Below are 25,443 nucleotides of genomic sequence, written 5' to 3' on the forward strand. Positions count from 1 at the left end.
GTGTAAAAAGCAATAATCTTTTTTTATTGGAAACCTTTACAAAATTATTTAAAGGTGTAATAATAAGTTTATCGAAACCGCTTTCGTTACTTTTGGGGCATATACGAAAAACTTGCTCCGGAACAAGGGTTTCATCAGTCAGCAGGAGAGCTATCGGGTCTAAATTACTTCATAATTCATGTAGGGGGTACCAAGACAATGAAAAAGTTACTTTCAGTTTCGCTGCTGTTAGCGCTGTCTGTCGTTACTGCTGCTTGTGGTGGCAAAAACGAGAATAATCCAACAACAAACAAACCAAAAACCAACAACACGGCTCCAGCAAAAGTGACTACGATTAAAATGCTGCACTGGCAGCAAGATAACATTAACGCTGCGATCGAGAAGATCAACGCCGATTTCGAGAAAGAGTTTCCGCAGTACAAAGTGGAATATACGAAGACCGAGCCAAACGACGTCTACAAGCAAGCTATGCGTACACACTTAACTGCAAACGACATCGACATCTTCCCGGATCTCTCCGCGATGAGAAGTTCTCCGAAGGATTATACACCGGGAGCCAAAATTCCCGATTGGCAACAATGGATCGATAATGGCTTGATCGCCGACCTATCAGGGCAAGCATTTGTTAAGAACTACAATGCATCCGATATCGCCAAGGGCGGCACGTATAACGGTAAAGTGTACGCGATCCCTGCGGGCAGTTTCGCTATGGGCGGACTCTTTTTCAATAAGAAGATATTCGACGAGAACGGATTGAAAATACCAACGACATGGTCTGAGTTTGTTGCACTGAACGAAGCGCTTCTTGCAAAAAATATTACCCCAATCGGGCTGGCAGGGAAAGATGTATGGCCGCTGAAACTACCTGCATTCAACCTACAGGCGCAATTGCTCGCTGGAGGCAACCAGGAAGCATGGCTTGAAGGCATTTGGAAGGGTACTAACAAGTTTAATGATGCAGATGCAGTTGAAGTACTCGAGAAAATGAAGACAATTCAAGATAAATACACGATCAAGAATTTCATGGGCATTGGTTATGGCGACCTGCCTAAGCTCTTCGCTACCGGTAAAGTTGCGATGATCGCCGACGGCAGCTGGGATATCACGACGATCCAAGCAGCTGATCCGAACCTTGATTTCGGATACTTCCCACTCCCAGCTTCTGATAAACCAGTAGACGTGTTGGCGGGTAAATACGACATGACTTGGTATGTAGCTGAGAAAGGCCCGAACAAAGAGGGCGCACTAAAATGGCTGGAGTATTTCTCCCGTCCTGAAGTTTACCAGAAGTTTGTAACGGCAACAGGTATGCTTCCGATTCAACCAAATATTGCAACGGGCAACAAAGTCAATGATGACTACATCGTGCAATGGGTGCCGAAGATGCAAACAGCTTACGAGATCCTTATGATCGATCGGGACAACGTCGGTGAGCACATTGCAACTGAAGGGGTGCATACGGAATTCCTGTCTCCGGGAGGTCCGTTCAAGACTGCGAAGGAACTTGCGGACGTTCAACAGAAGGAATGGGAAGCCGCAGCTCCTAAATGATGAATTGACTTTAAGCTATTTAGAATAAATATTAATGGGTCTGAGCGTTGCCTCAGACCCTAATTGACTTTACGAGGTGGTTTTCATGTATCCATTCGGCAAAGGGATTTCACGCACCATTCCCTATCTGCTGTTAGCAATTCCTCTGGTCTTGTACCTCGTCTATTATTTCGGTCCGTCCGTAATGACGATTTATTATTCGTTTACAAATATGAAATTCCTCCCTGGCAGTACTTACGACTTCGTCGGATGGGATAACTATCGCGATGTCTTCTTCGCAGGCAACTCAGCGGAACGTTGGCCTTCCATTAGCCGTACATTGATCTTCATGGTCATCGTTACGCTTGTGCAGAATGGGCTTGGTTTGTTCATCGCTATCATCATTAACCAGAGGCTCAGAGGCGATAAATTTTATCGCGCCATCCTTTTCCTTCCCGTAGTTCTCGGCGTAATCGTAGTTGCTTTGGTGTGGGGGCTTATGTTCGATCCGCTAGGCGGACCTGTCAATACCTTGTATGAAAAGTTGTTTGGATATAATGATACGTTCTTCGGCAGTTTCAGTCATTCGTTTTATTATGTAATATTTGTTCAGATATGGCAGTACCTTGGATATTCGATGTTGATCTTCCTTGCCGGCCTCCAGACGGTGCCGAAGGACTTATATGAAGCGGGGCATATCGACGGGGCGAATCGTTGGCAGACGTTCTGGAAAATTACGTTCCCACTTATCGCACCGTCCATTACGGTGAATATGCTTCTCGCGATCATCGGATCGATGCAGACTTTCGATATTATCGTAGCTACGACGGACGGCAACTTCAACACTAGGACTATGGCTTACGACGTGTACAAAGAGACTTTCCGCGGTTCGCTCGAGATGGGACTTCCTTCCGCGCTGGCAGTCGTTCAGTTCTTATTGATCTTGATCTTCGTCGTTGTAGCAGTATTCTTACTTCGCAAGAGAGAGGTGGAACAATAAATGAGATCCACTGCATCCGTGAAGATCCCCTCTTATGTCTTCATGCTTCTGCTCATGATCTTGTATCTTGGGCCGCTGCTCTTCGTGTTTAATGTATCCTTGAAATCATACGATGACTACCTGTTAAACCCGCTATCCTTCATTCATAAGCTTAATTGGAGCAACTACAAGGAAGCTTGGCAAGAGGGGAACTTCGTCAATTACATCGGCAACAGCTTACTGTACACGGTAACCAGTACAGTAGGTACTGTCCTGGTATCTGTATTCGCAGCTTTCCCGATCGCGAGGGGATACGTGAAGTGGGGAGGGTTCTTCTACCTGTTCTTCCTTATTTCACAATTTCTGCCCAACCCGATCGTAGCCCAATACAAGCTGATGCTTGGACTGCGGGAGATCGCGCCTGAGATCGCATACGACACCAAGTGGGGTTTTATTCTGCTGAAGACGACAGGAACCGGCGTAATCTTCATGATGTTCGTCGGCTATATCAAGTCGATCAGCCGAGATTTGGACGAGGCGGCAAGTATGGACGGGATCGGTTACACGCGCTTTATCTTCCGAATCCTGTTACCTTTGATGAAGCCGATTCTCGCAACCGGCATCATACTGACCGCGATCGCGGTATGGAACGACTTCATCGGTCCACTACAATACTTGCCGAGTGCTGAGAACTACCCAATCACTGCTGGTCTTAGAGAGTTCAAAGGTCAATATGGTAACAATTGGCCGCTGCTCGCCTGCGGTGTTACGATCGTAGCAGCGCCGCTCATTTTCTTATATACGTTCATCCAGAAATATATCGTGGACGGAGCATTAGCGGGTGCCGTGAAGTCATAATCCCGACACATGAATCCATTTACAAAGAAATTGAAAAGTCTGGTGCTAGCCGAGATAAAAAACATAATTATTTCCCAACACCCCTTCTGTGATCCGTGGCAGAAGGGGTGTTTCATGTTATATCCCGGAGTCTATTTGAACGCTATTTACAGGAACATCATGGTCTGCTAGAATGGGGACATTCTATTGTTAACCAAAATAAAAATAATATGGTTAACAATTAAAAGCTTAATGGATGGTGATATTTTTGTGAATTACGAACGGCTTGCTTCCCTAAATAAAGCTCACTTATGGCATCCTTTTACTCAGATGAAAGACTACAATAACGCTGAACCTCTCATTATTGAACGCGGTGAAGGCATCAAACTGTATGACGTCCATGGGCGTGCTTATTATGACGGGTTCTCCTCCGTTTGGCTTAACGTACACGGACACAACGTACCAGAGCTGAATCAGGCAATCACGGATCAGTTAGGACGTGTCGCGCACTCCACCCTTCTCGGAATGGCCAATGTCCCTGCCATCGAGCTTGCAGAAAAGCTGGTTGGAATCGCCCCGCAAGGCTTAACGAAAGTGTTCTACTCTGATTCTGGAGCAACGGGTGTGGAGATTGCGATCAAAATGGCCTTTCAATACTGGCATAACAAAGGGGCCAGGGGGAAAACAACTTTTATAACAATGAATCAAGCCTATCACGGCGATACGATTGGCGCGGTAAGTGTCGGTGCGATCCCGTTGTACCATGACGTGTTTCGTCCCATGCTGTTTCCCTCCCACATCATTCCATATCCTTACGCTTATCGTCATGAAGGCGGTGCAGCGGGAGCAAAGGAAGCTACGTTAACCGCATTGCGTAATTTGCTCGAGACACGGGCGGATCAGATTGCGGCTCTCATTGTGGAGCCGATTGTGCAAGGAGCAGGTGGCATCATTGTTATGCCGCCGGGTTGTTTACATGATATGGCTGCACTGTGCCGCAAATATGATGTGCTGTTGATCGCTGATGAGGTGGCAACCGGTTTCGGCCGGACGGGTGCTATGTTCGCTTGTGATCTGGAAGACGTATCACCTGACTTGATGGTAATCGGAAAAGGTCTGACTGGGGGCTATTTGCCTGTCGCAGCGACGCTTGCGACTGATGAGGTGTATGACGCGTTTTATGCCGATTACGAAGAACAGAAAACATTTTTTCATGGGCATTCCTTCACAGGCAACCCGCTCGGTTGTGCCGTTGCTTTGGCTAGCTTGAAGCTGTTTGAAGAGCGCAATATGGTTGAAGGAGTTAGAGCAAAAGCGTCATTTGTCGAGCATAAACTCGCAGCGCTTAAAGATCGCCCGCATGTCGGTGAAATCCGGCAAAAGGGACTGATGATCGGAATCGAGCTCGTTCGTAATAAGAGTTCACGCGAGCCGTACGATTGGGCAGAGCGAATCGGCGTTCGCACAAGTCTGCGGGCCAGAGAACTCGGAATGTTAACAAGGCCGCTCGGCAATGTGATTGTCTTTATCCCTCCGCTTGCCAGCAATGAAGCTGAGCTGGAAGAGATGACTGATATTTTATCGGAATCGATACTTAATGTCACCGAAGGTGGTTCCGCTACATGAACCAAGTGGACGCTGAAACGATTCGCGGATTATTCGTGACAGGTACGGACACCGGCGTTGGGAAGACGGTTGTGACGGCAGCGATTACTGCTGCGCTTCGTGCCGAAGGGCTGAATGTTGGTGTCTGGAAGCCGGTTCAGTCCGGAGCGCCTCTTGGCAGCGGAGTTACCGACGCAGAACGTCTACTTCAATACACAGGAATTAATGAGCGAGCTGACTCGGTAGCATCCTTTACATTCGAAGCTCCTCTTACTCCCTTTCTCGCTGCCAGGGAGGCTGGAATGACCTTTACGTTGCAGGAGCTAATCTCCGCAGGTGAACCACTATTAAATCGTTATGAATCGGTACTTATCGAAGGGGCCGGTGGCGTGGCTGTTCCTCTGACCGAAGAGGAGCTCGTGGTGGATTTGATCACAAAGCTTCGGATCCCAGCTCTGATCGTAGCTCGTTCGGGCCTTGGTACGATTAATCACACGCTTCTTACTGTGTCCTATCTGCGGCACCATGCGGTACCAATCATAGGCGTTATTCTAAACGATGGCGAATCAACCGAGAGGGTTGACGACCCAAGCACAGCAACGAACGCAGAGCTGATTGAAATGTATAGCGGCATAAAGGTTCTCGGACGGTTTCCCCGCATGCATGATGAAACGAATAGGGATTTGCTGATTCACACGGTTCGAGAAAAGATCCAATTAACACCGATCAAACAGGCATTAGCAGTTCAATCCATGGGAGGGTGAATGATGATGAAGAATACAATTGCAGCTGATTTAGAATGGTCATCGCTCGCGCAAAAGGCGCTGAATGGCGAATGTTTAACGGTTGAAGAAGGGCTTGCTGTGCTTAATGCGCACAACGATGAGATTCTGCCTCTGATGCAAGCTGCTTTTAACGTGAGAAAGCATTATTACGGAAAAAAAGTGAAGCTAAACATGATCATCAACGCTAAAAGCGGGCTTTGCCCCGAAGATTGCGGCTACTGCTCACAATCTATCGTATCGACTGCACCCGTTCAGAAATATACTCTGCTCGATAAAGACACGCTGCTTGCAGGAGCACGAGAAGCCATGGCACGCCAAGCAGGAACTTATTGCATTGTAGCAGCCGGGAAAGGTCCGACGGAAAAGGAGCTGGATCAAGTCGTGGACGCGGTGAGAGAAATTCGTGAAACGATGCCGCTCAAAATTTGTGCATGTCTAGGCATCTTGAAGGACGGTCAAGCTGAACGTTTATCGGAAGCAGGCGTACACCGATACAACCACAACCTGAACACAAGCAAAGCCAATTATCCGTCGATTACGACAACACATACATACGACCAGCGTGTTGAAACCGTGGAGAAGGTGAAATCGCACGGCATGTCCCCTTGCTCTGGTGTCATTATCGGTATGGGTGAAACGAATCATGAGATTGTTGAAATGGCGTACGCGCTCCGTGAGCTTGATGCGGACTCCATTCCAATCAATTTTCTGAATGCGATACCGGGAACACCGCTGGAAAAATCAGGACGCACGTCGGCTATGAAAGCACTCAAGGTGCTGGCCCTGTTTCGGTTTATCTGTCCTTCTAAAGAGATCCGTGTCGCGGGCGGGCGCGAGGTCAACCTCCGTACGTTGCAGCCGTTGTCGCTGTACGCCGCTAATTCACTCTTTGTAGGTGATTATTTAACGACGGCAGGCCAAGACATCTCGGCTGATCATCATATTATTGAAGATTTGGGGTTTGAGATTGAATTAAATGCCCTGTAAGGTGGTCGGATCATGAACTGGATGGAAAAAGAACTCGAGCTATTGGCTGAAGATTCGTTGGAGCGCTTCTTGCGAGACAGTGCCCCGGTTCCGGAATGTCCTGGTTATACAGTGCGTGGAGAACGTCTACTGCTCAACCTGGCCTCCAATGATTATCTTGGCCTTGCGCAGCATCCCGCCATTATTGAAACGATGCGCGAAATGCTTCTGACAGAAGGCGGGGGCTCCGGCGCATCACGTCTTGTGACCGGCAATCGTCCGCCTTATGGCCGTCTTGAAGAAGCGCTGGCCACTTGGCAGAATAGTGAGGCGGCACTTGTTTTTGCAAATGGCTATATGGCTAACTCTGGCGTTATTCGTGCGCTGATGGGCCGAGGTGATGTTGTTTTCAGCGACCAGTTTAACCATGCGAGTATTGTAGACGGCATTGTATTAAGCCGCGCGGAGCATGCTCGTTACCGGCATAACGATAAGGATCATTTGAAGCTATTAATGAACAAGCACCGAGATAAACGACGTAAGCTGATTGTTACGGATGCCATCTTCTCTATGGATGGTGACCAAGCACGCTTACGTGAGCTCGTTGAACTCAAATGTGAATATGGCGCGATGCTGATGGTGGATGAGGCGCATAGCGGGGGGATCTATGGGGAGCGCGGCGAGGGATTATGCTATGAGCTCGGTCTGCACAATGAGGTAGATATACATATGGGAACGTTCAGCAAATCATTCGGTGTATACGGCGCTTATGTCTGCGGCAGCCGAAATTTAATTCGCTGGCTAATCAACAAGGCAAGGCCGCTCATCTATTCAACCGCACTGCCTCCTTCTCTCGTAGCTGGTGTTTCTACCGCATTAGACTTGGTAAAAGTCGATTATTGGCGCCGGGAACGGCTCTTCTCAGCAAGCAGGTTGTTTCGCTCCTCGCTTTGCGAAGCTGGTTTTAACGTCATTAACGGGGACTCACCTATAGTACCCGTGATCATCGGAGAAAATGAGAAGACCCTCCGGTTCAGTCACGCACTCGAAGGGGAAGGTATTGCGGCGGTGGCCATCCGACCGCCAACAGTTCCTGAAGGTACAGCGCGAATTCGCTTCTCTTTATCGGCCGCTCATACCGATAAGGAACTGATTGATGCCGCCGCGTTAATCCGTAAGATCGGACTTCAATTAGGGGTGCTAAGTGCATGAATGGATCGGATTACAATCCAGCGACAATTCAACAAGAGACAATTCAACAAGAGACAATTCAACAAGAGACAATGGGCACCATCTTATGGCTTACTGGATGGAGCATGCCGAATACGGTTTTTGATCGGCTCCGCGTGCTGCTGCCTAACTTTCATCATGTTTCTGTAGATTACAGTGATGCCGATTCTCCAGAGAAAATGCTGCTCCTGACTGAAACAGAAGCAAGAAATATCCCGAATCCGGATGAGTCCGTTTGCAGGGTGAGGGCTTCCCGCGGAAAACCGCTGTTGATCGGAGGCTGGTCTTTGGGAGGTCTGCTGGCGCTGGGACTAGCGTGTAAAAAATTAGCGGACGGCCTTATATTATTCGGTGCAACAGCCCAATTTACCCGTTCCAAAGAAGAGTTTGACCGCGGCTGGGCAGATGTATACGTTAGACAGATGATTACTGAACTCACTAAGGATCGCCAAGCCGTTGAAACAAAATTTAGAAGGCTCGTGTTTACTGAGGCAGAACGGGAGACCGACCTTGGTCAGAGTCTTCTCCCCATTGGCAGCTGGACAACTCCAGCGTTAATTACCGGTCTTCAGATTTTGCGAAGCGAGGAATGCTTGTCTCAGCTGCCGACAATCGATTGTCCGGTACTTCTTGTCCACGGGACTGAGGATAAAATTTGTCCTTATAGTGCTGTATCGGAGCTTATGGATCAATTACCGAAGGCGAAGTTAATTACAATACCCGCCAGCGGACATGCACCGTTCTTGGGAAGGGAAGTACATATAGCTGATGAGCTGAGGAGATGGTGGCATGAGCAATAGAATAAGCGCAATCCAACGTCAATTTAACCGCCGTGCAAATTCGTATGATGCTCACGCCCATGTTCAACGTATGATGGCAGACCAGCTTACACAATCTCTCTTAGGATGGAAGAGTAAAGGAATCACAGACGCCCCTAACATTCTTGAAATTGGGTGCGGTACGGGGGCGCTGACCCGAACTTTAGCGACCGAATGGCCAAGCGCAAGTATTACTGCTCTTGATATTGCACCCGCAATGATACGATTGGCTGAGCAACATGTCCAATCAGCTAAAGCAAACCATTCAGATGCCATGAATCATACATCGGACCATATACACTTTCTTCTTGCTGATGTCGAAGTGTGGGCGGCCGATGCTCCAGTGGCTTCGTTCGATCTCATCGTCTCCAACGCCTGTTTTCAATGGCTAAGTAATCCTACGAGAACGCTAAGTCACCTTCGAAGGATGCTTCGTTCCGAGGGAATGCTGATATTCACGACATTCGGACCTGATACATTTTACGAGCTGCATCAGGCATTTAATAGTGTTTATCAAGTCAGCGGAATGGAGCCGCAGCGGCATGGGCTGTCATTTCAATCTGCAGACCAATGGAAAAGCCTGCTCGAGGAAGCGGGATTTGCTAGTTCTCATTATGAGCGTACCATTCATACGGAAAAGTATGCTTCCGCAAGAGATTTTCTGCTTTCGGTTAAAGCGATGGGAGCTAGCACCTCAGAAGCCGCAGCTAAACGTGGTCTCAGTTCACGACGTCTGTTCGCCAACATGTATAAGGAATATGAGAATATGTTCAGCATACAGGACGGCGTTGCCGCTACTTACGATCTCCTATTGATCCATTCCTGTGCATCTTATTAGGCAGACGATAATGGGAGTTGTAAAAGGGAAAATGACGATGAATGTCGAAAGAATAGGCATGATGTCAAAACGAACCCTTTTATTTCACATCGTCCCTTTTGTACTATTATTTATAGGTATCCGGGTAGTTTGGATCGTCGTTGAGCAACCACCGGATACACCGGCAGCCATCCGAGGAGAATTGGATCTGCGGGAATCAAACCTGAATAATGACAGGACGGTCTCGCTGGGCGGGGAATGGGAATTTTATCCCAATCGCTTCCTTATGGAGAAAGCTAACCGCACGGACATATCTGAAGAGGGAAACAAGTTCATTCAGGTTCCGGGTAATTGGGGGCATTCTTTGTCTCCTCTTAATGATTCTAACTACGGCTATGCTACCTATCGATTGCGAATACTAGTGGATCCAGACGATGAACGTCTATTTAGCATTCGCGCTAAGGGGATCGCGTCATCAGCCGAGTTATACGTGAATGGGCGTATGCTCGCGAGCTCCAGTCGTTCGGTCGGCAGTGTGCTTTATTCCACCGCATTCGCGTCCAAGGACGGCAGGATCGACATCGTTATTCAGGCTGCTAACTACGTCAACAGTCAGGTGGGCGGTATTTTCGATTCCGTTAAGTTTGGAACGGAAAGGGCGGTTTCCGGGGAAAAGCAATTCTCTTTTGCGATGCAATTCATGGTACTCGTCGTACTTGCGATGCATGCTCTATATGCGATGCTCATTTATACGTTTGGGGCACGCCAGAAGGTGCTCCTTTCCTTTACGTTGCTCGTCCTTAGCGCCATGTTCTTGGTGCTAGCTGATGATGACAAACTGCTGCGGCAGTGGATTTCTTTGAGCTGGGATTGGACCATTAAGCTGCAAATCCTATCTTTGGCAGGTATCGGGATATTTATGCTCAAGTTCACTCGGGAGCTGTTGCTGGGCCATATACCAACCCGTATTTACCTTCCCATTCAATGGCTAAACACAGCCGCTGTTCTATCCGTAGTGCTCCTGCCTTCTTCCATTTTGTTACTAACGAGCAGTTGTGTTGAGGTCATGATGCTGCTGTCAATTTTGGTTCTTTTGGTGCTTACGATCCGATTGGTCCTGTCCGGTGTGGAGGACGCGATCTTTTTACTATTTGGGGTCATCGCGGTTATTTTAAGCAGCTTGGGCGGAATCGTCAAAAATCTCGGATGGTTTGAAATGGGTTTCTATCCGATCGATTTGCTCATCGCTTTTCTCTCTTCAGCATCGTTCTGGTTCAAACGTTACATTCGTGCCGCCGCGCAGACCGCTATTCTATCCGAGAAGCTTCAAAGGGAAGATAAGCGCAAGGATGATTTTCTGGCAAATGTGTCCCACGAGCTTCGAAACCCGCTCCACGGTATCCTCAATATCGCCCAATCCGTCTTGGATAGTGAGAAAAACGTCCTGGGGGAGAAGAACGTCCAGAACTTGGACCTTCTTGTAACGGTTGGACGACGCATGTCGTTTATGTTGAATGATTTGCTCGATTTGACACTGCTCAAGGAAAAAGGAATTCAGCTGCAAGTCAAAGCCATTCATGTTCAAACGGTTGTTTCGGGTGTTATTGACATGCTCCGTTTTATGACCGATGGCAAACGGATTCGGTTCGATAATCATATTCCTAAATGGTTCCCCTTGGTGATGGCCGATGAGAGCAGACTTATCCAGATCTTGTTCAATCTTCTTCATAACGCAGTCAAGTATACAAACGAAGGGGTCATCACCGTTCGAGCTCACGCGGAGGGTGGGCAAGCGACCATCTTCGTCCAGGATACTGGAATAGGGATGGAAGATGAGCAGCAAAGAAAGATATTCGAGCCTTACGAGCAGATTGATTCAGGGATGACAGGGGGTGGCAACGGTATTGGGCTCGGCTTAAGCATCTGCAAGCAGCTCGTGGAGCTTCATGGAGGAATGATCAAGGTTCATTCGGTTGCTGACATAGGCTCGACTTTCTTTTTCACTATGAAGTTATCCAGTGATTCGTCCACTTATTGGCTAGAGAACGATCAAAAGGAGAAACCGGAAACGGCTGATACGGCTGACAGCGAAGCGGCAGCAGCTTCTGCGGCGACGAACGATTTTCGCGAAATGATGCGTAAACCTCTATTTAAAGACGATGGCGACGGGCCGACTATTCTGATTGTAGACGACGATTCCGTCAATCTAATGGTACTCGATAATATTCTAACGGTGGAAGGCTGTAAGGTTGTCACCGCTAGCAGCGGCCAGGAAGCATTGTCCGTTCTGGACTCGAGAGAATGGGATTTGATTATTTCCGACGTTATGATGCCTAATATGTCTGGATATGAACTGACGAGGCTTATTCGCGAACGTTTTACGATGTCAGAGCTTCCGATCTTACTTCTGACAGCTCGCAGTCGGCCGGAGGATTTGCAAACGGGTTTTCTTTCCGGTGCAAATGATTACGTGACGAAACCAATGAACGCTGCAGAGCTGAAGACGCGCGTTCGTGCGCTAACCGAGCTAAAGCATTCGGTACGCGACCAGCTGCGTATGGAAGCCGCATGGCTGCAAGCGCAGATAAAACCCCACTTTTTGTTTAACACATTAAACTCGATTGCCGCTTTAGGTGATTTCGATACGACAAGGATGAGAAGCCTTCTAGATGTATTCGGTCGATATTTGAAGGCGAGCTTCGATTTTCGCAATTCTGAGCGGCTCGTTTCTCTTGAACAGGAGCTGCAGCTCGTTCAATCGTACTTATACATAGAGAAAGAGAGATTCGAGGACCGACTTCAAATACGTTGGGATGTTGACGAGAGTTTAATGCTGTATATACCTCCCCTTACGATTCAGACATTGGTAGAGAACGCAGTCAGACATGGCATTCTGAAGCGTACTCATGGCGGGGAAATCCAAATACGAGTAGCAAGGATCCCCGGCGGCGCGGAAGTGGCTATTATCGACAACGGTGTCGGAATGGATGCGAATGCGGTGGAGAAATGGCTTGAAGGAAGCTCGAATCCGACTACTGGAATTGGACTCCGTAATACGGATAGAAGGCTGAAGCAAATCTACGGCAAAGGCTTGCAAATACAAAGCCAACCGGATCAAGGTACGACGGTTGCTTTCCGGATTCGAGAGAAGATCTTCCCCTCGCTATTCGATACCTCATCAAAGGAGATGAAGGAATGAACGTGATATTGCTAGACGACGAGCCACTTGCACTCAGAAGCTTGGAGCATCAGTTGAAACGATTCAGTGGCGTGAACATTATTGGGACGTTCTCCTTCCCGCAGGATGCTATCGCAGCCGCAGAGAAGCTAAGGCCGGACGTTGCTTTTATCGATATTGATATGCCGGAAATGAATGGTATTCAAGTAGCGGAGAAGCTCCTGATAATGGATGATTCCATGTCCATTGTCTTTGTTACGGCCTATGAGGAGTATGCAGTTAAGGCGTTCGAATTGAATGCTCTTGACTACGTGTTAAAGCCGGTGCAGCCGAGTCGTCTTGAACAGACGGTTACCAGACTTCTCAACGAGGTGAGGATATCTCGCGCGCAAGCCCACTCGATTGAGGAGGAGGAGCCTGAAGCCGATGTCCGCGTGCAATGTTCTGGAACCATGAACGTCTTTGGTCTCGATGGGAAGCCTCTGTCATGGAGAACAGCCAAGTCCCGCGAATTGTTCGCCTATTTGGTTTACAAACGAGGACAACCGGTGCGGAAGGAGACGCTGCTTGAATTACTGTGGCCTAACTTCGATGAGAAAAAGGGCTTTACCCAATTGTATACGACGATCTACAGGCTCCGTAAAAATTTTGAGTCCGCGGCACTGAACATCAAGCTGCTGAGCAGCGGGGACGGCTACTGGCTTCGGAGCGAAGACCTCGCGATCGATATGTTGGTTTGGGAAGAGGCCATTAACAAGCTTCCGCCCCTTGGGGCCGAATCAGCGACTGCCCATCAGCGTCTACTAGATGCCTATCCGGGCGATTATTTGGATGAACATGACTACCTGTGGTCGGAGGGGGAGCGCCAGCGTCTACGGAGTTTGTACTATCGACAGACCGTGCAGCTTTGCCGCTTCTGGACCAGTGAAGGCTTGGGTAAAAAGGCGGCAGATTTGTACGAGAGGCTGCAGCGGCAGTTCCCTTTCGCGGAGGAAATATATGAAGCTCTGATCGAGTTATATGCTAATGAAGGTCATTATTCCTTAGCCCAGAGGCAGTATGAGTTTCTCGCCGACATGATGCGTTCGGAATACGATTCGGAGCCATCAGAAGAAGCGATAAGGCTTTATAAGGGAATTCGTTAGAGAGTGGAGTAATTCATAGGAGTCGAGCAGAAGTAAGACACTGCTCGACTCTTTTTTTGTTGTCAGCGGTCCCAGAAGCGGGTTTCTCGAATTTGGTCAGATTTTGTATAGTTATGGACTTTATGATAGAGATTGTAGGTTTTGTTTGTCGAAAGGAAGAAGAAGCGTTAAAGAAAGGATTCGAGAAAGTGCTGATGCTAGGCTAGCCCGTAGTAGCGAGGATACTTAGCAACAAGGGAATTACATAATCACTAGGCGGGTAATTAAGAAATGGAGGCAGTTACAGAACTATGGTGAAAAGAATAGGAATGGTCGTTATTGGATTTTTGCTCCTTTTGCAAAGTGTGAATGGATTAAATCGCATGAATGAGGTTAATGCGGCATCCAACCAAGGGGTTATCGAGGAGAATATCTTGACAAGTGCGTCAATGAACGTAACAAAGAATGGCGCTGAGGTACCGCTAGACAAGCCGATAGAAATCGATGACAACATGGTTGTCACCTTAAATTACACATGGGAGTTTCCAGATCAGCATGGTTATGTGGGCGGAGATACATTTACATTCTATCTTCCGGACCAGTTCAAAATTGTTGGCGGTCCTCTCTCGGGTGTTCTGACGGACGAGTCTATCGGGACGTACACCGCTTCTACTGATCCTTCAGATCCTACTTCACCCGATAGGGTCAAAGTCGTCATGACATTCTCCCAAGATATCGATGCTGATAAGGTAGGCGGTACTCTAACTTTTAACACAAAGTGGAACAAAACTAAAATTACGAATACGACGGAAGACATTAAACTTGTTAAGATTGGTAACGATTGGACAACTTACACGCTTCATTTCACGCCTACTGTCAGCAATACCATTGAAAAGAAGGGTACTCCTGATAAAAGCAAAAATGCTAAAAACATCAACTGGACCATCGATGCGAATAAAAAGCTGGACACGGTTACTAATGCCGTCATAACAGACTTAATTCCGGTTGGACTAGAGCTAGATCCAGCATCTATTCGAGTAACCCCCTTAAATGTAAATCTTGCAGGTCAAACATCAGTAGATCCCGCTGCTATTGATCTTGATCCAACTACCGATTACACGGTTGGAAAAACGGGTGCAGGTAACGATAAGGACTTTAAAATTACCTTCACACATGCGATAACATCTGCCTATCGCATTCAGTATTCAACGAAACTAACACAGCGAATCGAGCATTTTGAGAACACGGCTACATTAAGCGGTGATGAAATAGCTCCTGCTTCTACTACCGCTACTGTTAATATCGGCTACGGTAAGTTATTGGAGAAAGACTCTTCCTATAATTCCACTACTCAAACGATCACTTGGAAGGTCAAATACAATTACGGAGAGCTGGATATTCCGCAAGTCAATGCCAAGCTGATCGACCTGTTCAATGATAGTCAAAGCTTGGTTCCCGGATCGCTTAAAGTATATGAAATGACCATTGATGCAAATGGAAATGGAACTCGGGTCGGCGAAGTACATAATTATTCAGCTCCGACAATTCCAGCTGCAAATAATAAGGTTGGATTTGGAATTGAATTTAACACGGACATTCAATCTGCTTATGAAATTGAATACCAGACCCAGCCAGTCGAACCCGTGTATGAAGGTACTACCATTACGAATACCGTTACTTTGGACGGTGGAGATTCGGTCGATCGAGGACAATGGATTAATCAGCTATTTGGAAGCAAATCTCGTGTGAGTGTGGATTACGCAACCAAAACCGTGAAATGGAAAATCAACATCAATGGCAATAACCTGCCTATGAATGCATTGACGATTAAAGATAGTTTCCTTGGTAGTAAGCTTGAATTGCTGCCTGGCACACTGACGATCAATGGATTAAATCCATCTGATTATAATGTGATCTACGATGGAACTCCAGCTGACTACACAAAGGGATTTGAAATTCAACTAAACCACCTGATTTCGAACGCATTCGAAATTACGTACGAAACTAGTTTCTTCAAAGATGATTGGAATGTGAGTACAGCTAATAACTCTTCTAATAAGGCTGTAATCGCTTGGACAGATGCTCAAGGAAGTCATTCCATTAACGCTACTGCATCTTTCGATCCGAATGAAGAAACCAAGCACAATGGCTTCAAGAATGGCTCTTATAATCCGGTTACGAAGCTAATCACATGGAATGTTGGTGTCAACTATAATGGGAAGGCGATTAATGCTGCCGAGTTAGTAGACCCATTGCTTGCTGGACAAACATTAGTCCCTGGTTCATTGAAAGTGTACGGCATGACTGTCAAGAACGGTGGGGGGGTCGATATAGATGCTACCCCTGCTGACGCAACTGTTTATACCAGTACTGTTGATGCAGACAACAAGCTGCATGTGAAATTTACAAACCCAATTACCACCCCGTATTATATCACTTTCCAAACAAGTCTAGATAACAAGATTATCGCGGATAAGGTGGAAAATACGGCTCTATTACTAGAGGGTACCAGCCCGGTATCAGAAGATTTATACGCAAAAGTAACTATCCCTCACGGAACCGAGTATGTCTCTAAGACCGGTAAGCAAAATGGAAGCAAGATCGATTGGACGATTGATATTAATCGTGGACAGTCCTATGTGCTAGATGCCAAGCTCATTGATGATTCAAGCGATGGACAACTGCTTATCGATAATTCGTTCCATCTTTATCAGACAAATGTCGCTCCGAACGGCGATGTGACGAAAGACTTAAGTCATGAATTGGTAAGAGGAACAGATTATACGCTTGCGATTACAACCGCGAACAGTGGAGGGCAATCCTTTGTTCTTACTTTTGCTAATCCAATTCGTACAGCTTACATTTTGGAATACCAATCTTCCATCTTAGCGGAGGATGGAGAACCCGTAAGCAATTCCGTCCGATTTGAAGGAACGGGTGTCGTAGTCACAAGCTTGAGCTCAGAGAAGGTTATTTTCATCGGCTCTTCGTCAGGTTCTGGAACAGGAAGCGGTATAAGAGGCGCTCTGACCATTCTTAAGGTGGATGAGAATGATAGCAGTGTCGTGCTTCCAGGAGCCGTATTCCAATTGGAGCGTAAGCTATCCAATGGAACATTGTTAGCGGGTACGCAGTTGACGACCGATGCAAACGGTAAAGTGGAGTTTGCCAATCTAAGATACGGTAACTATATCCTGAAGGAATTAACCGCTCCAGTAGGATATGAACGGAATGCAACAGAAGTAACCGTTACGATCAACTCGGCCAACAAAATAGAAACGGTAACGAATAAAAAGCTCCCTGTCATTCCGTGGATTCCACCGGTAGACCCGGGTACTCCACCAACACCGACAACACCGACAACACCGACAACACCGACAACACCGACAACACCGATAGATCCGGGAACAGTGGTCAATCCAGGAAAGCCGACAGATCCAGGAACTCCAGTAGTGCCAGGAAAGCCGACTGAGAAACCGGAAACGCCGACAAAACCAGGAAAGCCTACACCTCCTAAAGAGACGGTCAAGACGCCTGTAGATCAGCCTAAATCAGGAAAGGTGGATGTTCCAAAAGGTGGAAAGCCAGAAGTCGGGAATAAACCGAAGCACGGTAAAGTAACAGTAGCTCCGAACGGCAAATGGGATTATACACCTAACAAAGGGTATACGGGCAAAGATTCATTCACGATTATCGTCAAGGATAAAGACGGGACCGAAGAAGAGATTCTGTTTGACGTCGACGTGGATAAGGTGCCGCTCGGCGGATTGAACGGCGATGGAAAAACGCTGCCGAAGACGGGAGAAGCCAGCCATCTGCCGATTCAATTGGCAGGTATGGGCCTTATCACCTTTGGTGCATTATTGTTACTCAGAAGACGTTTTAGCAGCAAAACGGAATAATCTTGTGCTTTTAAGGTCAACGCTTGACGACAAACATCGTCACGCGCTGACCTTTCTTTACAATAGATTAGGAAAAATATGGTCAGTAGCTTTTTAGTGTAGTATAATGGACCAAGAATAAGCCACACGATAACGGCAAACCTGTCGAAAGGCGGGGACGCAAAGCTAAAGGGCCTTCCCATTTTGGATGGCAGCCAGCTACCGAAAGTCCTGGCTTTTTTTTGTTTGTTAGAAAGGTAAAACAAGTACGATAATGGCAAACCTGCCGAAAAGCAGGGACGCAAAGCTAAAGGGCCTTCCCCGTTTTGGGTGGCAGCCAGCTACCGAAAGGAGTTTTATCTATATGAGAAGATTTACGATTATGTTGTTGGCTTTATTAGTAACGGTCGGCATACTCCCGATGTCCGTTACTGCAGCAGATGAGTTGGACAGCGATTGGCTGGACACGTCGAAGTTGAACAAAGGAACAATCGGCATTCGCTATGATGCGCCGTCGGACAAGATTACGAAAGTAATCATTTCGAAAGGCGGTTCCTCTTATACATACGATTTGGATAAAGCGAAGGAATCTCAGCCCCTTTGGCTGCCGCTGCAGATGGGCAACGGCGTATACAGCATTGCGATTCTGGAGAACGTCAAAAGTAATAAATACCGATCGATCTCAGCGAAAACGATTACTGTCAAAGTATCGAACGCAACGGATTTGTATCTGAATTCGATACAAAACGTGAATTGGATGGATGCGACTAAAGCCGTGGCTAAAGCAAAAGAACTGACTCGCGGCAGCAAGACGGAGGAAGAAAAGGTTAAAGCCATCTATCAATACATCATTGGCAATGTGAAATACGATAATGCGTTAGCTGGTAAAGTGACCTTAGCGTACATACCAGACATTGATAATACACTCACAACGGGTAAAGGAATCTGTTATGGTTATGCGTCCTTGTTTGCCGCCATGCTCCGCAGCTCGGGAGTGCCGACCAAGCTTGTAATGGGAACGACGACTATGGTTGCTGTATACCATGCTTGGAACGAGGTTTACTTGAATGGCAAATGGATGGTTGTGGACACGACGGTTGACGCAGCACTGAAGAAAGCCGGTAAAACGTATTCGTTTGAGAAATTAACCAAAAACTATAAAGCTGAAAAAACATATTAATCTTGAGAACGCAAAAAACTGCCGGATATTATAAATCCGGCAGTTTTTTGCGTGTTTGGATATGTTGCCGTTAAGTTTCAAGCTTGGCTTGCACGATAAGACGGTGAGTCGGATTCACCAGCGGGTCACAGGTAATGAGGGTTAGAATGGATGCCTTGTCGTTACTTGATAGAACGGATAGATCCGTCGGCTCAACGACCGATATTTTACTTACTGTATAGATTAATCGCTTATCTTTCATGATAATTGTTATTTTATCACCTAGCTCAAGCTCGTTTAGTCGGTTAAATAATCGGCCTTTAGTTCTTGCCCGATGTGCAGCGATAGCAGCATTGCCGATCTTGCCAAGTGAATTCGTTCCCGTAAGATGAGTGGCCGCATATCTCATATTTGCCTTCGTGGCTCCTTCTAAGATAGGCAATTTGAGATCGATTTTATCAATGGCAATGATTCCAAGTGCTTGATCATCTAACCCTTGCATTGGCTTCGACTCAGCCGTGGGAATTGGCAGTGGTTCTTGGCTGGTTGCAGCTTTAGTTAACAAGCCAGATAGCTTCTCATACTCTGCTTTGACCAAGGTATCTGAGCTATCCTTGGTATTCGCCTGAGGAGCGGATTGTTCGAATTGACTGAGGAGCTGATTCTCTTGCCAATCATAGTAGTACTCTCTGGCTATTGGAAAGAGTATAAGAAGGAATCCGACGATGAAGAAGAAATAAGGTAGTTTTTTGATCATGATCATTCTCCACTCCGTTTATTTCAGTAGGCTTCTACTATTATAAGGACCGAAACTATCCAGTTACTGAACATTCGGCAAATAAACACCAGTACACAGCAGTGAAAGCATGAATATTTAGGGATTACCACTTGGATTATAAACGCTAATGAAAAAGAAGCCTCAAGCTCCACTTTAAAAGTGGTTCTTGAGGCTTCTTAATTCGAATTGTGGGACTGGCTCATTCTTCGTTACCTTTGGGACAGCCCCATCAATCTTTAAACCGGCAAGCTATTCCTTGACGGCACCGATAACGATCCCTTTAACAAAGAACCGTTGCAGGAAGGGATAGACCAGAAGAATAGGCAAGGCGCCGATAAAAATTTGCGATGCACGGATCGTTCGTTGAGACATATTGGCAATCATTGTGGGATCAAACTTCGTCATGTCGGCTTGCACAATAATGGTTTGCATGAAGCTGGCAAGAGGGAGTTTCTCAGAATCTTTAATATAGATCAATCCGTCAAAATAAGCATTCCAATGACCAACCATCGTAAACAATGAAACGGTCGCAATGGCTGGCAACGAGATCGGCAGATAAATCGTAATGAAAGTTCGGAATTGACCTGCTCCGTCAATAAAGGCCGCTTCCTCAAGATCTTTTGGGACAGTACGGAAGAAGTTAAGAAGCAGAATGATGTTAAAGACCGCTACCATACCTGGCAGGATAAGGGACATCATTGTATTCATCATGCCGAGCTTCAGGATAAGAATATAACCTGGAATTAGGCCGCCGTTGAATAGCATCGTAACTACAAAATACCAAAGATAGATATTGCGTGAACGAAAGACACGGGAATCTTTTGACAGGGCGTAAGCCGCAATTAAGTTAACGAACATGGCAAGCGCCGTTCCGATAACAGTCCGCTGCACGGATACCCAGAGGGATGAGAGAAAGTTAGCGTTGGCAAACGTTTTTACATAGGCTTCAAAGGTAAGGCCGATCGGCCAAAACGTAACCAATCCAGCATTTGCGGGAGCCGTTGAGCTTAAGGATACCATCAGCAAGTGGACTAAAGGCAGCAAGCAGAGAATCGCAAGAGTCGTCAAAAATACATTGTTGAATATGGTGAATATGCGGTAAGATAATGTTTTGTGATACATAAAGTGTCCCCCTTTCTAGAAGATACGATACCCGGCGAATTTATAAGCGAGACGGTAGGATATGACGATTAAGATGAGACTAATCATTGATTTGAATAAGCCAACTGCGGTAGCAAAGCTGAATTGTCCGCTCAGAAGACCTTCACGGTAGACGAAAGTATCGATAATATCGCCCTGTTGATAGATCAGCGGACTATATAAGTTAAACACTTGGTCGAAGTTCGCATTCAGTACATTGCCTAGCGCTAATGTTGCAATAACGATACCAATCGGTATGAGAGAAGGTATAGTCAGATGAATAGTTTGCTTCCAACGAGTCGCTCCATCGACCTCTGCGGCCTCGTACAGCGCTGGATTAATGCCAGAGAGTGCTGCTAGGAAAATAATCGTATTGAAGCCGAATTCCTTCCAGACATCGCTGAAGATAATAACAAATCGGAACCAATTGCCGTCGCCTAGAAAGAATATCGGTTTAATGCCGAATAAATTTGTCAGGATTTGGTTAACGAGTCCAGTCTGGGCAAGAACATCAACCAGAATTCCTGCAAGGGTGACCCAGGAAAGAAAGTGGGGAAGGTAGACAAGCGTTTGAATGGACCTTTTGAGCCCCATATTCCTTACCTCGTTCAATAATAAGGCGAAAATAAACGGAATAATTAAGTTCATGACGATTTTGGAACAAGCAAAAAACAGGGTATTCCAAGTTATTTGCAAAAAATATTCATTTTCAAGCATGTAGCGAAAATGTTTCAAGCCTACCCATGGGGATTCTGCAAATCCTAATGCGGGCTTATAATCTTGAAATGCCATAACGATCCCGGACATTGGCAGATAAGAGAAGACGAAGACTAGTAGGACAGCAGGCAGCACCATGAAATGAAGCGTCCACGGTTGCTTATAGCCGTTTTTTCTTTTCTCGCGTCGAGTAGTCTTAAGGGACAATTGCTGTACATTTTTTGTGTCCATATTTCTCTCCTGTTCCATAAAAACTCATTTGTATATTGTGAGAAACCCTGATATATATAGTAACAACAAGATGTATCATTGAACTATAGGACATTGTTAGGATCGATAGGATTTTGTTAGGGAACATCTTTTGGAGGGATCGATAATGGAGCTGAGTAGAGGTATTGCGTTTATTAAAAGAAAAGTTCGTTCCAGGTACAGTCTTTTCGCCAAAATGAACTTTTTGATCTTAATTTTGTTCATTCCGATTATCATCATGTTTACCTATTCGAACCGTATAGCATTAAATGTGATAAGCAATGAGCTTCAAGTATCTAACACCAAACAGCTCTCCTTTCTGTCCAGCCAGATTGGCGATAGAATCAATCAGACGATGGATTTTATGATTACCTTCTCGAGAGATCCGAATGTTCAGAAATTCAATGGATTAAATATATGGGATGATCGTTATGATCGGATGCAGACGAGATATGTTATTCAGGAGAAGATGGTGCTCCAGTCTGGGGTTACGAATATATGGCCGGTGAAATACACGGTTTATTCCCAACAAAACAAAGAGATCATTTCTAATTACAATAACTCGGCCCTGTATAATGAGGATTACCTGAAGAGAAATATGACCGGAAAATGGACCTACGGTGATGGCGAAACCGAGCCCCCCGGAGAATCAAAAAGTTTTTATTGGTTCTATACCGAATCATTCGGCCAGAAGGGAATGCTTAGAGGAAGTAATCTGGTGCTCGAAGCCAGCATCGGTCATGGAAATATACAAAATATGCTGGACACGTATAAGGCCGGTGGACAAGGAGATCCGTTTTTTTACCACAAGGGAGATACTCCGATCCTGAATCGCAGCGCTTCCAAGCATCTATCGAATGAGCTGATTCATTATTTAGACAAGCAGTCTCTGGAAGATACGATGCAGCAGGTCGTGAGATTGGGAAATGAAAATTATTTGGTTAGTGCTGTGAAATCGCCCCAATTGGATTGGTATCTAGTTGACATTGTTCCATTCGATCAGATAATGGGACCGATATCATTCAGTCGTAATCTATTCTATTTATCGATGGTTTTGCTTTTCGTATTCGGTATTTCTGCATCTGTATTGCTTTATCGGAATGTTCAAAGACCGATTAGAAAGCTAATCCGAGGATTGCAGAGCGTACAGCGAGGGGATTATTCGGTGCGTATCAACTCCAACGTGAATAATGAATTTTCGTTTCTGTTTTATCGATTTAATGATATGTCGCGACAAATTCAAGACCTGATTGAAAATGTACTTAATGAGAAGCTGCGAGCCCGGGAAGCAACTCTGAAGCAATTACAGGCCCAAATTAATCCGCATTTTCTGTATAACTGTCTTGGATATATTATTAATATGGCCCAGATGAAGGACGAGGAGGCAGTCGTTTCGATGGCTCATAATCTAAGCTCCTATTATCGTTACACAACCCGAATGGAGCGGGAAACGGCTAGCTTGAATGAAGAAATTCGATTGATCATAAACTATTTGGATATTCAGAAGCTGCGTAACGGCAGAATTAACTATCATATCGACATACCCGAAGAGATGTTAAGTCAACATGTTCCGCGCTTGATGCTGCAGCCAATCGTCGAGAATGCCGTCATTCATGGAGTTGGGAAATCTTATTCTTCAGGTGAAATTCGGATCAGTGGTGAAGTATCAGATGGCTGCTGCAGGATTTATATTGATGATGATGGACCTGGGATGAATCCAGAACTGCAAGAAGTGTTAAATCGTAAAATGCGAGTACCTTTACAAGAAGAAATGGGCTGCGGTCTTTGGAATACGAATCAGCGAATAATTCACTTATTCGGGGATAATTCTTCTCTTTATTTCACGAAATCGCTTCTAGGCGGATTCCGGACAGAGATCATTTGGGAGATACCTGCTAAAGAAGAACATCATCATTCAACGCTACAAGGAGACGAATTACATGCAGATGATCATAGTTGACGATGAAGCTCACTGGGTAGATAACCTAGCCATGCACAAACCCTGGCACAAGCTCGGTATTGAGCAGGTCCATAAGGCTTATTCTGCGCATGAGGCGCTTCAAATTCTCGAGACTCACCCTATCGATATTGTAATATCGGATATTATTATGCCTGAAATGACCGGTATTGAACTCATAGAGCGAATTCGCATTCGCGATAAAAAAATAAAATGCATTATTTTGTCTGGTCATTCAGATTTTGAGTATACGAAAGAAGCGCTCCGGAACCAGGCGGTGGATTACCTGCTTAAGCCGCCGACGGATGATGAATTGTTCGGGGCAGTCAAGGCTGCAATCGATCAATTGAATACGGAATGGGAAAACATAAGCTCCTATGAGCGTACGCAATATACCCTTCGGGAGAATCTGCCGCTTCTTCGCGGTCAGCTGCTTCTTGATGGTTTGCATGGCCACCGGATGCCAGCAGATGAATGGAGTCGGAAACTAACTAATTACGGATTGCCATTCAGCAATGGAGACTGCGCCCTGCTGCTCGTCCGAATGGAGGAAGATTTCGAGCAATATAAAAACAATGGGCAGCAGTTGATGGAATATGCGATTGTGAACATGGCCGAAGAGATTATCGGTGAATTCACAGAGGTTTGGGGCGTTAAGGAAGAACATGGTTATCTTGTTTTCCTGCTGCAGTTAAAAGAAGATTGCTCGGACATTGGGAAAGAAACGATTTTGGAGAAGCTTGCTATACAGCTTCAGTATAAAGTGAAACAGTTCTTGAAGGGATCACTGTCCATTGTAATGACAGAGTGGTTCCGCTTCCCAGAGAAGCTGGCGGATCGTTACCTTAAGGCGCTGGCATATTTTAGGCAAATTGTAGGAGAAGAGCGGGAATTCGTCATGCGGGTCGGCGAATTGGCTCAGAACGATTCACATGGAACATTAGATGTTATCCATATGCCTCCCACATTGATTAATTTACTTGAGGCTGGGCGTTGGGATTCGGCGGAGGAGAAGCTGGTGACCGTGTTCGCTGAGCTGGATGACAAATGGTCCGAATCCTTAGAGCATTGTATGGAGGCTGGATTCTTGATTGCTTCTTCTTTCGCTCATCTAGCCCACCGCAACGGTCATACATTGAGCAACTTATTAGGGCCTGATATTGAACCTATGCAGAGCGGAGAAGCTTTCAGTTCCATTAACAAGCTTCGTAAGTGGTCAATAAGCGTCCTTGGCAAGCTGAAAGAGGGAGCATCCAATGAAATTAAAGATATACGGTTACTCTATGTGCAAAAAATCCAAGAATTTGTAGAGAAAAACTTGCATGATGATGTTTCACTGCGTAAATTGGCTGACCATGTGAATCTTCACCCGACGCATTTGTCCAAAATTTATAAGATTGAAACCGGTGAAGGCATAAGCAATTATGTGTCCGCTTTGCGAATGGATCGTGCATGCCATTTATTAAAGACGACCGATAAAAAGGTGTATGAAATCAGTATAGAAATTGGCTATTTGGATCCAGCTTACTTTATCAAAGTGTTTAAACGCCAATTCGGCGTAACCCCTCAAGAATATAGAGACGGCATTAATAACCTAACAGAGTCTTATGAAAACTAAAATTCTCATATAGATACCTTCCTCGCTAGTTGGTAGAGTTACTCATGTAGACATCTTACATCGTAGGGGGAAAAG

General features: G+C 46.0%; 18 protein-coding genes and 2 riboswitches. Of the genes, 15 read left to right on the top strand and 3 right to left on the bottom strand.

Annotation, left to right across the window (positions count from 1 at the left end; translation table 11 throughout):
- Positions 1–198: 198 nt before the first annotated feature.
- The 13 genes from EKN16_RS01855 (at position 199) to EKN16_RS01915 (ending at position 18,930) form a co-directional block, all read left to right on the top strand.
- Entirely contained in the window at positions 199–1,551 is a 1,353-nt protein-coding gene (locus tag EKN16_RS01855) for an ABC transporter substrate-binding protein (protein ID WP_125653444.1), read from the top strand.
- Positions 1,552–1,636: 85 nt separating this feature from the next.
- A complete protein-coding gene (locus EKN16_RS01860) occupies positions 1,637–2,530 on the top strand; it encodes a carbohydrate ABC transporter permease (protein WP_125653445.1) in 894 nt (297 codons plus the stop codon).
- Complete coding sequence (locus EKN16_RS01865; RefSeq protein WP_125653446.1) at positions 2,531–3,367, top strand: carbohydrate ABC transporter permease; 837 nt, start codon at positions 2,531–2,533, stop codon at positions 3,365–3,367.
- Between the two features lie 231 nt (positions 3,368–3,598).
- A complete protein-coding gene (bioA, locus tag EKN16_RS01870; RefSeq protein WP_125653447.1) occupies positions 3,599–4,972 on the top strand; it encodes an adenosylmethionine--8-amino-7-oxononanoate transaminase in 1,374 nt (457 codons plus the stop codon).
- Positions 4,969–5,715, top strand: a complete 747-nt coding sequence (bioD, locus tag EKN16_RS01875; RefSeq protein WP_125653448.1) for a dethiobiotin synthase — start codon at positions 4,969–4,971, stop codon at positions 5,713–5,715. Before bioA ends, bioD begins: the two co-directional genes overlap by 4 nt.
- Before the next feature lie 6 nt (positions 5,716–5,721).
- Positions 5,722–6,723 carry a biotin synthase BioB gene (bioB, locus tag EKN16_RS01880; protein ID WP_125665752.1) on the top strand — a complete coding sequence of 334 codons (1,002 nt, stop codon included), beginning with the start codon at positions 5,722–5,724 and terminating at the stop codon, positions 6,721–6,723.
- A 12-nt stretch (positions 6,724–6,735) separates the two neighbouring features.
- Positions 6,736–7,914: an 8-amino-7-oxononanoate synthase gene (gene bioF, locus EKN16_RS01885; protein ID WP_125653449.1), complete on the top strand. Its 1,179-nt coding sequence runs from the start codon at positions 6,736–6,738 to the stop codon at positions 7,912–7,914.
- Positions 7,911–8,732, top strand: coding sequence for an alpha/beta fold hydrolase (locus EKN16_RS01890; RefSeq protein WP_221226560.1), 822 nt, complete (start codon positions 7,911–7,913; stop codon positions 8,730–8,732). Before bioF ends, EKN16_RS01890 begins: the two co-directional genes overlap by 4 nt.
- Complete coding sequence (gene bioC / locus EKN16_RS01895; RefSeq protein ID WP_125653450.1) at positions 8,722–9,588, top strand: malonyl-ACP O-methyltransferase BioC; 867 nt, start codon at positions 8,722–8,724, stop codon at positions 9,586–9,588. The genes EKN16_RS01890 and bioC overlap by 11 nt, the downstream gene beginning before the upstream one ends.
- Positions 9,589–9,646: 58 nt before the next feature.
- Positions 9,647–12,766, top strand: coding sequence for an ATP-binding protein (locus tag EKN16_RS01900; protein WP_232016154.1), 3,120 nt, complete (start codon positions 9,647–9,649; stop codon positions 12,764–12,766).
- Positions 12,763–13,890, top strand: a complete 1,128-nt coding sequence (locus EKN16_RS01905) for a response regulator (protein ID WP_125653451.1) — start codon at positions 12,763–12,765, stop codon at positions 13,888–13,890. The genes EKN16_RS01900 and EKN16_RS01905 overlap by 4 nt, the downstream gene beginning before the upstream one ends.
- A 290-nt stretch (positions 13,891–14,180) precedes the next feature.
- On the top strand, positions 14,181–17,771 hold the full coding sequence (locus tag EKN16_RS01910; protein ID WP_125653452.1) for a collagen binding domain-containing protein: 3,591 nt from the start codon (positions 14,181–14,183) through the stop codon (positions 17,769–17,771).
- A 124-nt stretch (positions 17,772–17,895) separates the two neighbouring features.
- A riboswitch (cyclic di-GMP riboswitch) is annotated at positions 17,896–17,977 on the top strand.
- A 39-nt stretch (positions 17,978–18,016) separates the two neighbouring features.
- Positions 18,017–18,099, top strand: a riboswitch (cyclic di-GMP riboswitch).
- Positions 18,100–18,114: 15 nt separating this feature from the next.
- Positions 18,115–18,930: a transglutaminase-like domain-containing protein gene (locus tag EKN16_RS01915; RefSeq protein WP_125653453.1), complete on the top strand. Its 816-nt coding sequence runs from the start codon at positions 18,115–18,117 to the stop codon at positions 18,928–18,930.
- A 70-nt stretch (positions 18,931–19,000) separates the two neighbouring features.
- Here EKN16_RS01915 and EKN16_RS01920 read toward each other — a convergent pair whose 3' ends face one another.
- The 3 genes from EKN16_RS01920 to EKN16_RS01930 all read right to left on the bottom strand — a co-directional run bounded on the left by EKN16_RS01920 (position 19,001) and on the right by EKN16_RS01930 (position 21,682).
- Positions 19,001–19,666, bottom strand: a complete 666-nt coding sequence (locus tag EKN16_RS01920; RefSeq protein WP_125653454.1) for a class D sortase — start codon at positions 19,664–19,666, stop codon at positions 19,001–19,003.
- 270 nt (positions 19,667–19,936) lie between these two features.
- On the bottom strand, positions 19,937–20,809 hold the full coding sequence (locus EKN16_RS01925) for a carbohydrate ABC transporter permease (protein WP_125653455.1): 873 nt from the start codon (positions 20,807–20,809) through the stop codon (positions 19,937–19,939).
- 15 nt (positions 20,810–20,824) lie between these two features.
- Positions 20,825–21,682: an ABC transporter permease gene (locus EKN16_RS01930; RefSeq protein WP_375782029.1), complete on the bottom strand. Its 858-nt coding sequence runs from the start codon at positions 21,680–21,682 to the stop codon at positions 20,825–20,827.
- A gap of 238 nt (positions 21,683–21,920) precedes the next feature.
- Between EKN16_RS01930 and EKN16_RS01935 the strand changes: the two genes are divergently transcribed.
- Together EKN16_RS01935 and EKN16_RS01940 are read left to right on the top strand one after the other, a co-directional pair.
- Complete coding sequence (locus tag EKN16_RS01935) at positions 21,921–23,753, top strand: sensor histidine kinase (RefSeq protein WP_232016155.1); 1,833 nt, start codon at positions 21,921–21,923, stop codon at positions 23,751–23,753.
- Positions 23,734–25,368 (top strand): response regulator, encoded by a 1,635-nt coding sequence (locus EKN16_RS01940; protein WP_125653457.1) that lies wholly within the window; start codon positions 23,734–23,736, stop codon positions 25,366–25,368. The genes EKN16_RS01935 and EKN16_RS01940 overlap by 20 nt, the downstream gene beginning before the upstream one ends.
- Positions 25,369–25,443: the final 75 nt, after the last annotated feature.

Origin of the sequence: Paenibacillus baekrokdamisoli (genome assembly GCF_003945345.1) — a bacterium.
Classification (GTDB): domain Bacteria; phylum Bacillota; class Bacilli; order Paenibacillales; family Paenibacillaceae; genus Paenibacillus_Z; species Paenibacillus_Z baekrokdamisoli.